This is a genomic window from Streptomyces sp. NPDC001985, from assembly GCF_040296845.1.
Classification (GTDB): Bacteria; Actinomycetota; Actinomycetes; order Streptomycetales; family Streptomycetaceae; genus Streptomyces.
Map to the genome: position 1 here is coordinate 1 of NZ_JBEOYB010000057.1, position 12,305 is coordinate 12,305.

General features: G+C 72.9%; 12 protein-coding genes. 8 read left to right on the forward strand and 4 right to left on the reverse strand.

The genetic code is table 11. From position 1 onward, the window contains the following. Nucleotides 1-70 precede the first annotated feature (70 nt). The 3 genes from ABT122_RS23945 to ABT122_RS23955 all read right to left on the reverse strand — a co-directional run bounded on the left by ABT122_RS23945 (nucleotide 71) and on the right by ABT122_RS23955 (nucleotide 2,225). Nucleotides 71-556 (reverse strand): histidine kinase, encoded by a 486-nt coding sequence (locus ABT122_RS23945; protein ID WP_351555819.1) that lies wholly within the window; start codon nucleotides 554-556, stop codon nucleotides 71-73. 137 nt (nucleotides 557-693) lie between these two features. Further along, nucleotides 694-1,125, reverse strand: coding sequence for a RidA family protein (locus ABT122_RS23950; protein ID WP_351555822.1), 432 nt, complete (start codon nucleotides 1,123-1,125; stop codon nucleotides 694-696). A gap of 68 nt (nucleotides 1,126-1,193) precedes the next feature. After that, nucleotides 1,194-2,225 carry an Lrp/AsnC family transcriptional regulator gene (locus tag ABT122_RS23955; protein WP_351555825.1) on the reverse strand — a complete coding sequence of 344 codons (1,032 nt, stop codon included), beginning with the start codon at nucleotides 2,223-2,225 and terminating at the stop codon, nucleotides 1,194-1,196. A gap of 115 nt (nucleotides 2,226-2,340) precedes the next feature. On the opposite strand from ABT122_RS23955, the gene ABT122_RS23960 reads away from it, so the two are divergent. Together ABT122_RS23960 and ABT122_RS23965 are read left to right on the forward strand one after the other, a co-directional pair. Further along, nucleotides 2,341-3,894, forward strand: coding sequence for an AbgT family transporter (locus tag ABT122_RS23960; RefSeq protein WP_351555828.1), 1,554 nt, complete (start codon nucleotides 2,341-2,343; stop codon nucleotides 3,892-3,894). Nucleotides 3,895-3,958: 64 nt separating this feature from the next. Further along, nucleotides 3,959-5,155 carry a M20 family metallopeptidase gene (locus ABT122_RS23965; protein ID WP_351555831.1) on the forward strand — a complete coding sequence of 399 codons (1,197 nt, stop codon included), beginning with the start codon at nucleotides 3,959-3,961 and terminating at the stop codon, nucleotides 5,153-5,155. A 28-nt stretch (nucleotides 5,156-5,183) separates the two neighbouring features. Here the strand turns inward: ABT122_RS23965 and ABT122_RS23970 are convergent, their stop codons facing one another. Beyond that, nucleotides 5,184-5,945: a DeoR/GlpR family DNA-binding transcription regulator gene (locus ABT122_RS23970; protein ID WP_351555834.1), complete on the reverse strand. Its 762-nt coding sequence runs from the start codon at nucleotides 5,943-5,945 to the stop codon at nucleotides 5,184-5,186. 371 nt (nucleotides 5,946-6,316) lie between these two features. Here ABT122_RS23970 and ABT122_RS23975 point away from each other — a divergent pair, with 371 nt between their 5' ends. The 6 genes from ABT122_RS23975 to ABT122_RS24000 are packed head-to-tail and all read left to right on the forward strand — an operon-like array spanning nucleotide 6,317 to nucleotide 12,274. Further along, complete coding sequence (locus ABT122_RS23975; RefSeq protein ID WP_351555837.1) at nucleotides 6,317-7,078, forward strand: DeoR/GlpR family DNA-binding transcription regulator; 762 nt, start codon at nucleotides 6,317-6,319, stop codon at nucleotides 7,076-7,078. Between the two features lie 36 nt (nucleotides 7,079-7,114). Next, nucleotides 7,115-8,476, forward strand: coding sequence for an ABC transporter substrate-binding protein (locus ABT122_RS23980; RefSeq protein ID WP_451068290.1), 1,362 nt, complete (start codon nucleotides 7,115-7,117; stop codon nucleotides 8,474-8,476). Then, on the forward strand, nucleotides 8,473-9,438 hold the full coding sequence (locus ABT122_RS23985; RefSeq protein ID WP_351555843.1) for a carbohydrate ABC transporter permease: 966 nt from the start codon (nucleotides 8,473-8,475) through the stop codon (nucleotides 9,436-9,438). The genes ABT122_RS23980 and ABT122_RS23985 overlap by 4 nt, the downstream gene beginning before the upstream one ends. Before the next feature lie 7 nt (nucleotides 9,439-9,445). Beyond that, a complete protein-coding gene (locus ABT122_RS23990) occupies nucleotides 9,446-10,327 on the forward strand; it encodes a carbohydrate ABC transporter permease (protein ID WP_351555845.1) in 882 nt (293 codons plus the stop codon). Beyond that, a complete protein-coding gene (locus tag ABT122_RS23995; protein ID WP_351555848.1) occupies nucleotides 10,324-11,310 on the forward strand; it encodes a zinc-dependent alcohol dehydrogenase family protein in 987 nt (328 codons plus the stop codon). The genes ABT122_RS23990 and ABT122_RS23995 overlap by 4 nt, the downstream gene beginning before the upstream one ends. Before the next feature lie 19 nt (nucleotides 11,311-11,329). Continuing rightward, entirely contained in the window at nucleotides 11,330-12,274 is a 945-nt protein-coding gene (locus ABT122_RS24000) for an AfsR/SARP family transcriptional regulator (RefSeq protein ID WP_351555851.1), read from the forward strand. Nucleotides 12,275-12,305: the final 31 nt, after the last annotated feature.

Sequence of the window (12,305 nt, forward strand, 5' to 3'; positions counted from 1 at the left end):
GGGGGGGGCCCCCCGCCCCCCCCCCGCCACCGGGAAGGTGAGCGCCCGGCCGGTCCGCGCGGGCGGGCGGTCAGGAGTCGGCGGACTTCCAGGCCGCGCGGACCCGGGCGGTGAAGCCGGCGGCGGACTCGCGGCCGGCGGTGGTGCCGTGGCGGGCGGCCAGGTCGTCCACCGGGTCGTCCGAGGCCTCCTGGATGTCGAGCACCAGGACGCTGGTGCCGTCCTGGACACCGGCGCTGAGGAGGATGAGCCCGGCGGTGTTCTCGGTGTCGCGCCGGGCCTCGACCGCGTCGCCCAGCAGGGCACCGGCGGTCATGCCGACGAAGACGCCGAGGGGTCCGCCGATGAGCCCGACGAGGCCGCCGCCCGCGCTCCCGCCGACCGTGGCCGTACCCGTGCCGACCGCGTGGTTCTCGGGGATGTCGAGGGTGCCGTCGGCGGCGCGTTCGATGACCGCCGCCTGGTGCAGTCCGGGCAGGTGCTTCGCGTCGGCGAAGGCCGCCCGGCACCGGTCGGCTTCGGTGAAGGGCAACGTGACTACGCGGTGGACGGACACGTCTCCCGGACCTCCTTCGGCCGCCGGGCTCCGGCGGGGCGGGCGGCGGCCCACGGTGTCGGGCCCCGGGGCAGAGTAAGCGGCCCCGGGCGCCGGCGGGGGCATTGCGCGCCCGTCGGCGCGGCGGTCTCAGCGGCTCACGGAATGTCCCGGCCGGCCGGGACGACGGCGTCCGCCTCGATCTCCATCAGGAACTCCGGTGAGACCAGCGAGACGACCTGGAACGCGGAGGAGGCGGGGAGCCTGGCGGGGTCCATGACCTCGTTGCGGGCGACCGCCACCTGCTTCAGATGGGAGACATCCGCCATGTAGTAGGTCAGCCTGACCACATCCGCGAAGGTCGCCCCCGCGGCCTCCAGACAGCGCCCCAGGTTCGCGAACACCTGCCGGGCCTGGGCCAGCGGATCGTCCGGGCCCACGAGCCGCCCCCGCGTGTCCAGCGCGAGCTGGCCCGAGACGGCGACCCACCGGCCGGTTCCCGTGACCACATGGGTGTATCCCGTACCGGCGGGCATGCCGCCCGGTCGGGCGATGTGCGTCAGATGATGGTTCGTCTGATTGTTCGTCATGGCGGCATCCTCACATCCGGCCCCGGGTGCCCCTCACCCAGCCCCCGGAGCGGCGGCCCCGGGGCCGCTCACAGGAGCGTCGGCGCGTGGAACGCGCCCAGCCCGGAGGTCAGTTCCCGGTCGACCCAGTAGCGGCGGGGCTCGACGAACATGACATCGACGCTGACGGCGAGGATGCCGGGGATCTCGGCCAGCTCGCCGTCGATGAAGAGCGCCAGGGCCGCGCGGTCGGTGACCAGACCGGTGGCGAGGACGGACAGGTCGCTGGCGACCTGGGCGACGAGGCGGGTCTGCGGGAGCTGGTCGATCCGGCGCATGACATCGGGGGTCTCACCGGGGGCCACGCGCAGGCGGAGCATGAACGGGGTCTGGAAGCCGAGCCACTCCGACACGATCTCCAGGCGCGGTCTGACCCATCCCTCGTCGAGGATGCGGCGGACGACCCGGTGCGCGGTGGAGGTGGCGAGGCCGGCGGTGCGGGCGATGCCCGCGGCGGAGGCGCGGCCGTCCTGGATCAGTTCGGCGACGGCGGTGCGCTCGGCCTCGCTGAGCGGTTTGGCGGGCGGTGTCGCGGTGGCGGTCGCGGTGCCGCCGGGCCGGGTGCCGGTGAGTGTCAGCAGGGCGTCGCGTTCGGTGCCGGTGAGGAACCGGGGGTCCCAGGTGATGCCCCGGCGCAGAGTGCTCAGGGCGGGCAGGGCGTTGACACGGCGTACGCCCGGGATGGAGAACATCCGATCGATCGCCTGGCTGGTGGCGGCCTCGGAGGGGGCGTGGACCACGGCGTAGAGGGGGTAGTCGCCGGAGATCTGTGCCATCAGCTGGAGATGCGGCAGATCGCGGAGGCGCTGGAGGACGGCGAGCGGGGTCTCGCCGGTGATGTCCAGGAAGACATGGACCGGCATCGCCGTGGTGTGCATGCCCCAGTCGGCCTGCCCGATCACCCGGACCATCCGCGCCTCGCGCAGCCGGTCGTACCGGCGTTTGAGCGTGCTGGCGTCGGCGGCCAGGATTCCGCCGAGGTCGTCCCAGGTGCCCCGGGGTGCCAGATGCAGCGCGCCGATGAGGCGCCGGTCGAGCTCGTCGAGGAGAGGGCGGGTCATAGCGCCTCACCTTAGCCCGCTGGTTAATCCCACCGTTACCTTTAAAGACTAGAGAATCTCCCACTCAGGTGCCATTGTTCGCAGGAACATCCTTCACCTGCACAAAGAGGTACCTATGAGCGCCACCTCCGCCGGGCCTCGGCCGACCGAGCCGGAGTCGAGAGTCCTGCGTATCGCGTTCCGGGGTTTCGCGGCGATCGAGAAGGTCGGCAACAGACTCCCGCATCCGTTCTGGCTGTTCTGGATGCTCGCCGGGGTCGTCGCCGTGCTCAGCGCCGTGCTGGCGGCGGCCGATGTCACCGCCGTGCACCCCGGCACGAACAAGACCATCACGGTGGAGAGCCTGCTGAGCCACGCCGGTCTCACCATGGCCATCGAGGGGGCGGTGGACAACTTCGCCGCCTTCCCGCCGCTGGCCACCATCCTCACCGTGATGTTCGGCATCGTGGTCGCCGAGAAGAGCGGGCTCTTCTCGGCCCTGCTGCGCCGCATGGTCGCCAGGGTGCCGGGCAAGTACCTCACCTTCGCCCTGTCGCTGACCGCGATGGTCAGCCATGTCGCGGGGGACGCGGCCTACTTCACCCTCGTCCCGATCGGCGCGCTGATCTTCCGGGCCGCCGGCCGCAGCCCGGTGCTCGGCTGCATCGTGGCGTATGTCTCGATCTCCGCCGGGTACAACGCCTCCCCGTCGCTGACCACCACCGACGTCCTGCTGTCGGGCATCTCCACCGCCGCAGCGCAGACCATCGACCCGGGGTATGTGGTCACCCCGGTGGGCAACTACTTCTTCGGCATCGGCTCATCGGTCCTGGTGGCCCTGGTGATCACCCTGGTCGTCGACAAGGTCATCGCCCGCCGCTCGGACCTGGAGCCCGATGAGCCCCTGGGCGCCATGGAGGCCGGGGAGCTGGAGGCCATCGAGGTCACCGGGCGGCAGCAGCGCGCGCTCCGCGCCACCGGCCTGGTCGCCCTCGGCTTCATCGCGCTCCTGATCGCGGCCATGACGCCCGTCTCGTCTCCGCTGCGCGGAGAGGGCGGCGGCATCGTCAACTCCCCCGTGATCGGCGGGATGGCGCTCGTCCTGGGCCTGTTCTTCGCGGTGCTCGGCACCGTCTACGGACGGATGACCGGCACCTTCTCCGCCGCGCGCGACATCATCGGGGCGATGGTCGACGGCACCCGGTCGATGGCGCCGATCCTGGTGCTGTTCTTCGCGATCTCCCAGTTCCTCGCCTACTTCAAGTGGACGAACATCGGCGACATCCTCGCCGTCAAGGGCGCCGAGACACTGCGCGCCCTGGACATGGACGGCTGGACGGTGCTGGTCGGCATCGCCGTGCTCATCACCTTCATGAACCTCGTCATCACCAGCGGCTCCGCGCTGTGGGCGCTGGCGGCGCCGGTGCTCGTGCCCATGCTGATGCTCATCGGCATCGAGCCCGAGACCACCCAGGCCGTCTACCGGGTCGCCGACTCGGTCACCAACTGCGTCACCCCGATGAGCCCGTACTTCGTGATGGCGCTGGGCTTCATCCAGCAGTACCGCAAGTCCGCCGGGATCGGCACCCTGGCCTCCTTCACCATCCCGATCGCCGCCGTCGTCTGGGTCGCCTGGATGGCGTTCTTCGTGGCCTGGTACCTGCTCGGCATCCCCTTCGGCATCAGCTGACCCGCTCCCGCCGCCGGCCGAGCCCCGCGCTCCCGCACCCCGACCCCGTACGAGAAAGCAGATCATGACCGCATCGCCCGCAGCCGTCCTCACCGCCCGCGCCCACGAGGTGTCGCCGGAGATCGTCGCCGACATTATGCGGCTCGTCCGCCACGAGACCGGCAGTTACGATCTGCCCGGTCTCGCGGCGGGCCTGGACCTCCTGCGCGAACTGGCCGTCCTCCGGCTCGGCCGGCCCGACCACGAACAGCGCCACCCCGGCGGCCAGTGCGGCGACACCCTCGCCCTGACCTACACCGGTACGGGTCCCGGTCATGTCGCGCTCATCGGCCACTACGACACCGTGTGGCCGGCCGGCACCCTCGCCGGCTGGGAGCAGCCGTCGCCGGCCGGCGACGGCCGGGAGAGGCTCAGCGGGCCGGGGATCTTCGACATGAAGACCGGACTGCTCCAGGGAGTCTGGGCGCTGAGGCTGGCCCGGGAGAGCGGCGGGCCCGTGCCCACCGTCACCTTCCTCTTCAACGGCGACGAGGAGATCGGCTCCCTGTCGTCGCGGCCGGTGATCGAGGAACTGGCGCGGCGGGCCGACGCCACGCTGGTCCTGGAGCCCAGCGCCCACGGCGCGGTCAAGACCGCCCGCAAGGGGTCCGGGATCTTCCAGGTCACGGCGGTCGGTGTCGAGGCGCACGCCGGGCTCGCGCCGCAGGACGGGGCGAGCGCGATCACCGCGCTCGCCGAGTTCGTGATCGCCGCCGCCGGGGTCGCCGACCCCGGCAAGGGCACCACGATCAACACCGGTCTGTTCACGGGCGGTTCCGCCACCAATGTGGTCGCCGGACGGGCCGGCGCCAGTATCGACATCCGGATCAGCAGCGAGGACGAACAGAGCCGTGTCGACGCGGAGCTGGACGCGATCAGGGTCAGCGACCCCCGCGTCCGCATCGAGATCGAACACGCCTGGAACCGGCCGCCGATGACCCTCGGAGCCGCCTCCGCCCCGCTGCTCGCCCTGGCCCGTGAGGTCGCCCGTGAGCAGGGCCGCGGGGAGCTGCCCGCCGCCTCCGTCGGCGGCGCCAGCGATGCCAACTTCGTCGCCGCCCTCGGTCTGCCCGTCCTGTGCGGCATGGGCGCGGTCGGCGACGGCGCGCACGCCCAGGGCGAGTTCATCTACCCCGACACGGTGCCGGCCCAGACGGCCCTGGTCGCCGCCCTGCTGGGACGGCTGGCCCAGCCGCTGGGCGGCCGGGCCCCGGCGTCCTGACACCCGGCCCGGAAGGACGGCGGGCGCCCTACACCCGGAGCACCTGGGGGCCCAGCAGCGCATAGCGCTGGGCCTCCGCCGCCGGGAGCGCGGAGTCGGTGACGATGGTCTCGAACTGCGCGGGCTCGGCGAAGCGGCAGAAGCTCACCGCGCCGAACTTGGTGTGGATGCCGAAGAGGACATGGCGCCGGGCCGACTTGATGGCCTGGGCCTTCACCGCGCCGACCGCCGGATCGGGGGTGGTGAGGCCGTACTCGCGCGAGATGCCGTTCGCGCCGATGTACGCGAGGTCGATCACGCACTCGGCGAGCATCGCCGTCGCCCAGTGGTCGACCGTGGCCATCGTGCCGCCGCGCACCCGCCCGCCGAGCAGGATCACCTGCGCGCTCTCCCGGCGGGCCATGCAGGACGCGGTGGCGAGGGAGGCGGTGACGACGGTCAGCGGGCGGTCGCCGGGCAGTGCCTCGGCGATCAGCTGCGGGGTGAAGCCCTCGTCGATGAAGACCGTCTCGGCCTCCCCGAGGAGATCGGCGGCGGCCGCCGCGATCCTGGTCTTCTGCGGCACCCACTGGCGGGTGCGCGTGGCGAGGGTCGTCTCGAACCCGGCGCTCTCCACCGGATGGGCGCCGCCCTGCACCCTGCGCACCAGCCCGAGCGCCTCCAGGGCCCGCAGATCCCTCCGTACCGTCTCCGGCGAGACGGTGAGCACCCGGGCGATCGCGGTGACGGAGACCGAGCCGTCCCGGCGGGCCACGGTGAGGATCTCCTGTCGGCGGCTGTCGGCGTCCACGGTCCGCGCTCCTCTCTTCTCCGGGGCGACACTCCGGCGGATGTCGCGCGAAGGGCACATTCTCCCCGCCCCCACGGGGTGTTGACCATGATGGCTGCACCGGCCACGAGCCCGGCCGGCCGGCGGCGGACCGATGGCTCCGCGCCGGCGAACGGGCAGGGAACGGGCCCGGCCCACCGCGCCTTCGGGCAAGCGAACGCCTCCCCTCCGCTCCCGTTGATCGTCTGACCAGCGGTTACGGCTGGTACGAAACGGGCACGAACGGACATCATTCCTGTCACGAACCGCCTGGTCACAGCCGGTCACCGGACGGTAGAAACAGTCCAGGGCCCGAACGGGCAGTCTGTCCAGGCGATGTCGGGAGCGGCCACGTGGACGCGGAAGAGCGGCGTTTGAGGATTCTCCACCTCACCCGCGGAGCGGGCGCGGTCGCCGTCGCGGATCTGGCGGCGCGGTTCACCGTCGCCCGGGAGACCGTGCGCCGGGATCTGACCGTGCTGGAGAACGAGGGGCTGATCCGCCGGACGCACGGCGGGGCGCACCCGGTGGGGAGGGCGGAGCCGCCCCGGCCGCTCCCGCCCCGGGCCGCGGCCGACGCGCCGGCCCGGGCGCGGATCGCGGCGGCGGCGGCCGGGTTGCTGGGCCCCGCCGAGACGGTCTTCATCGACGAGGGCGTGACCCAGCAGCTCATCGCTCGGGCGCTGCCCAGGGAGCGGGCCCTCACCGTCGTCACGCCGTCGCTGACCGCGGCGCACGCGCTCGGCGACGCGGAGAGGTTCACGGTCCTGCTGCTCGGCGGCCGGGTGCGCGCCGCCACCCTCGCCACGGCCGACCGGGAGGCGGCCCGGATGCTCGCCGGGTTCGTGATCGACCTCGCGTACCTCGGCGGCGGCGGTGTCTCCCGTGAACACGGTCTCACCGTGACCGACCCGCTGGTCGCCGCGGTCAGGTCCCAGGTCGTACGGGGGTCGAGGCGCCGCGTCCTGGTGGCGGCGCACACGGCGTTCGGCAGGGTGCGCCGCTGCCGCTACGCCGCCGTCCGCGATCTGGAGGCCATCGTCACCGACACGGATGTGCCGCGGACGGAGGTGCGGCGCTACTCCCTGCTCGGCCCCAGGGTCCTGCCCGTGTGACCGCCCGCCCCTCCACACCCGTACCCAGGAGGTGTCATGCCCGCTCGGAGGCGACGATCCGTGATGAGGCGCGCCGGAGCCATCGCCGCCGCTGTGCTGCTGGTCGCCGGATGCGGATACACGGGGGCGGGCGGCGGCTCATCGGGGCCGGGCACCCTCCATGTCCTCATGGTGAACAACCCGCAGATGATGGAGTTGCGCCGGCTCACCCGGGACCACTTCACCCGGGAGACCGGTATCGCGGTCGAGTTCACCGTCCTGCCGGAGAACGATGTACGCGACAAGATCAGCCAGGACTTCGCCAACCAGGCCGGTCAGTACGACATCGCCACCATCAGCAACTACGAGGTCCCCATCTACGCGAGGAACCAGTGGCTGCGCCCGTTGGACGACTACATCGCCAAGGACACGCCCTTCGACCGGAAGGACATCCTCCAGCCGCTGACCACCTCGCTCACCGCCGAGGACGGCAAGCTCTACGCGGCACCCTTCTACGGCGAGTCGTCGTTTCTCATGTACCGCAAGGACGTCTTCGCCGAGAAGGGGCTGACGATGCCCCGGAAGCCGACCTGGCGTGAGGTCGCCGGCCTCGCGGAGCGGGCCGACGGCGCCCGGGACGGGATGAAGGGGATCTGTCTGCGCGGGCTCCCCGGGTGGGGCGAGATGATCGCCCCGCTGACCACCGTCGTCAACACGATGGGCGGCACCTGGTTCGACGAGGACTGGCGGGCCCGGCTGACCTCGCCCGAGTTCACCAGGGCGACCGCGTTCTACGTCGGTCTGGTCCGTGAGCACGGGCAGGCGGGAGCCGCGCAGTCCGGCTACGCGGAGTGCCTCAACAGCCTCATCCAGGGCCGGACGGCCATGTGGTACGACGCCACGGCCGCCGCCGGGTCCCTGGAGGCCGAGGACTCACCGGTCCGGGGAAAGATCGGGTACGTCCCGGCGCCCGTCGAGCGGACGGACGCGTCCGGCTGGCTCTACACCTGGGCCTGGGCCATGCAGAAGGCGTCCCCCAACCCCGGCAGCGCCTGGCGGTTCATCTCCTGGGCCGCCGGCAAGGAGTACGAGGAGCTGGTCGGCGCGGAGCTGGGCTGGGCCCGCGTACCGGCCGGGAAGCGGGCGTCCACCTACCGCAACCCCGCCTACCTCCGGGAGGCCGCCGCCTTCGCGGCCGTCACCCGCGGCGCCATCGAGAGCGCCGACCCCCGGAATCCGGGCACGCAGCCGCGCCCCGCCCCCGGCGTGCAGTTCGTCGGCATCCCGGAGTTCACCGATCTCGGCACCCGGGTGTCGCGGGAGATCAGCGCCGCCATCGCGGGCCGTCAGTCCGTCGGCGAGGCGCTGCGGACCTCGCAGGAACTGGCGGAGAAGGTCGCAGAGGGGTACCGGCGGTGAGCGCCCCGCCGGCCACTCCCGCGCGCTCGGCCCCCCGCGCGCCGTCGGCCGTCCGTCCCCGGGCGGGCCGCCCGCGCGTGTGGGCCACCCGGGCGCCCCTGCTGCCCGCCCTCGTCTTCCTGGTCGCGGTCACCCAACTGCCCTTCGTGGCGACCCTGGTGATCTCGCTCTTCGACTGGAACGCGCTGGCCCCCGACGACCGGCGCTTCGCCTGGTTCACCAACTACGCCGCCGTCGCCCGCGATCCCGCCCTTCGGGAGTCGGTCCTCACCACGGCCCTGCTCACCGCGACGGTGGTGGTGGCCAGTGTGGTTCTCGGCCTGCTGTTCGCGCTGCTGCTGAACCGCGCCTTCCGGGGCCGGGGGCTGGTGCGGACCCTGTTCATCACCCCCTTCCTCCTCGTCCCCGTCTCCGCCGCGCTGCTGTGGAAACACGCCCTCTACAACCCGGAGTACGGGCTGTTCAACGGCGCGTGGACATGGTTCACCGGGCTCTTCGGCGACGACACCCCGGCGCGCGCCGACTGGATCTCCGCCATGCCGCTGATCGCGGTGGAGGCGTCGCTGGTCTGGCAGTGGACGCCCTTCATGATGCTGATCCTGCTCGCCGGGCTGCAGAGCCGGCCCGCCGACGCGATGGAGGCGGCCCGGCTCGACGGGGCGAACGCCTGGCAGCTCTTCCGCCATCTGACCCTGCCGCATCTGCGGCGCTATCTCGAACTCGGCGTGCTGCTCGGCTCGATCCACATCGTGCAGAACTTCGACGCGGTCTTCACCCTCACCTCCGGAGGGCTGGGCACCGCCAACCTCCCGTACACCGTCTACCAGACGTTCTACCAGGCCCATGAGTACGGAGTGGCCTCGGCCGCGGGCGTCGTGGTCGTGATCGGCACGATCGTGATCGCGACCTTCGCCCTGCGGGTGGTCTCCTCCCTGCTCCACGACGCCGCCGCGAAGGGGTGATCCGCTCATGACCGCCGCCGCACCCGCCCCGCGCCCGGACTCCCGGGCCCGGTCCGGGGCCGCGCGCCGCAGAGGACGGCGCGGCGCCGCGCTCACCCTGCTGGCCTGGGGGGCCGGGATCACCTTCTGTCTGCCGGCGCTGTGGATGGCGCTCACCTCGCTGCGCTCCGAGACCGACGCGGCGGCCGTCCCGCCGGCGCTCGGCGCGCCGCTGACCCTGGACGGCTACCGCGCGTTCTTCGACGGCGGCGGCGCGACCCCCTGGCCGCCACTGATCAATTCGGTCACGGCGAGCCTCGGAGCCACCCTGCTCGTCCTGGTGCTGGCGCTGCCCGCCGCCTACGCGCTCTCGGTGCGGCCGGTGCGCCGGTGGACGGATGTCCTGTTCTTCTTCCTCTCCACCAAGATGCTGCCGGTGGTGGCGGGGCTGCTGCCGGTCTATCTCCTCGCCCGGGACACCGGGATGCTGGACAACATCTGGCTGCTGGTCATCCTCTACACCTCGATGAATCTGCCGATCGCGGTCTGGATGCTCCAGTCCTTCCTGGCGGATGTGCCGGTCGCGGTCATCGAGGCCGCCCGGGTGGACGGGGCCGGGGTGCCGGCCGTCCTCGTCCGTGTCGTGGCGCCGATCGCCGGCCCCGGTATCGCGGCCACCGCGCTGATCTGCTTCATCTTCAGCTGGAACGAGCTGCTCTTCGCACGGGTGCTCACCTCGGTGACCGCCCAGACCGCCCCGGTGTTCCTGACCGGTTTCGTCACCAGCCAGGGTCTCTTCCTGGCCCAGCTGTGCGCCGCCTCGGTCGTCGTGTCCCTGCCGGTGCTCGCCGCCGGCTTCGCCGCCCAGGACAGACTCGTCCAGGGCCTTTCCCTAGGAGCGGTCAAATGAGGGCTGCGGTCATCGAGGCGCCCGGCACCATCTCCCTCACCACCGTCCCCGATCCGGTGCCGGGGCCGCGCGAGGTGGTGGTGCGGGTCGCGGCCTGCGGGCTGTGCGGCACCGATCTGCACATCCTCCAGGGCGAGTTCGCCCCCACGCTGCCCATCGTTCCCGGGCACGAGTTCGCGGGCGAGGTGGTGGGCGTCGGCAGGGAGGTCTCCGAGCTGGCCCCGGGCGACCAGGTGGCGGTCGACCCCTCCCTCTCCTGCCACGAGTGCCGCTACTGCCGGGCCGGGCGGGGCAATCTGTGCGACCGGTGGGCGGCGATCGGGGTGACCGTGGCCGGGGGCGCGGCCGAGTACGCCCTCGCCCCGGTGGCCAACTGCGTCCGGCTGCCGGAGCACATCGATCCGCGCGACGCCCCGCTCATCGAACCGCTCTCCTGCGCGATCCGGGGGTACGACGTGCTGAACGGCACCCTCGGCGCGGAGGTCCTCATCTACGGCTCGGGGACGATGGGTCTGATGATGCTGGAGCTGGCCAAGCGCACCGGAGCCGCCCGTGTCGACGTCCTCGACATCAATCCCGCGCGGCTCGCCACCGCGCGGGAGCTGGGGGTGTCGGGGGCCGGGGCGCACGCCGGCGAACTGGACCGGCGGGGGTGGGACATCGTCATCGACGCCACCGGGAGCGCGTCCGCCATCCAGGACGGCCTGGGCCGCGTCGCCAAGGGCGGCACCTTCCTCCAGTTCGGGGTCGCCGACTACGCGACGACCGCGGTCATCGAGCCGTACCGCATCTACAACCAGGAGATCACCATCACGGGTTCCATGGCCGTGCTGCACAGTTACGAGCGGGCCGCCGCGCTCTTCGCGGCCGGCGTCCTGGACCCGGCCGTCTTCATCAGCGACCGGCTCCCCCTGGACCGGTACCCCGAGGCCATCGGGGACTTCCGGGCCGGGCGGGGGCGCAAGATCGTGGTGGAGCCGTGAGGCGGGGAGCGGAGCCCGCGTGAGCGCGACGGAGACGGCCCGTACCGCCCGTACCGTCCGGGGGAGCGGCTCCGCGCTCCGGGCGGCGCGCCCTCGGGACCGGCGCCACGCCCCGGCCGGCGGGGTGCGGTCGCGTCCGGGCGCGGAGCCGGAGCTGAGGGTGCTGGGCCCGCTGGAGGTCGTGGCGGGCGGCCGGTCCGCGCCGCTGGGCAGCCGGCGGGTCCGCACCGTGCTCGGCTTTCTGCTGCTGCACGCCAATGAGGACGTCTCCCCGGCCTCGCTGACCGGAGCCCTCTGGCCTGCCGAGGAACCGGCCACGGCCGGGAGGATGGTGCACGGCGCGGTGTCGGCGCTGCGGGACGCGCTGCCGTCCGGGCGGGGTCTCGCGGTGTCGGCGCCCTCCCCCGGGGCCGGGGACGGGGACGGCGGATACCGGCTGACGGTGCCGTACGACCGGGTCGACCTGCTCCGGTTCCGGCGGGAGGCGGCCCGGGGCCGGCGTGAACTCGCCCATGGGGAGTGGGCGTCGGCGGCGACCACGCTGCGGCGCGCGCTGGGCCTGTGGCGCGGTGACGTGCTGGCGGATCTGGGCGCCGAGTGCGCGTGGTGGCCCGAGCCGGAGGCGGTGCGCGAGGAGCGGTGGGCCGCGCTGTACGGGCGGGTCACCGCCGATCTCGCCCTGGGCCGCAACCACGAGGTGGTCCGTGAGCTGACGGTCGCGGCCGAGGAGCAGCCGCGCCGCGCCCGGCTGACCGGGCCGCTGATGCTCGCGCTGTACCGGGTGGGCCGGCATGTCGACGCGACGCGGGTGTACCGGCGTTCGCGGGACGCGCTCGTCCGGAGCGGCGGTGGCGAGCCCTGCCCGGAGCTGCGCGGGCTCCAGCGGGCGGTGCTCCGTCACGACCCGGCGCTGCTCGGCCCCTATCTGCCCTTCCACCGCCCGGTGGAGCCCGCGCGTCCGTGAGCGGCGAAGTGCCACGATCCGGGGGAGTCGC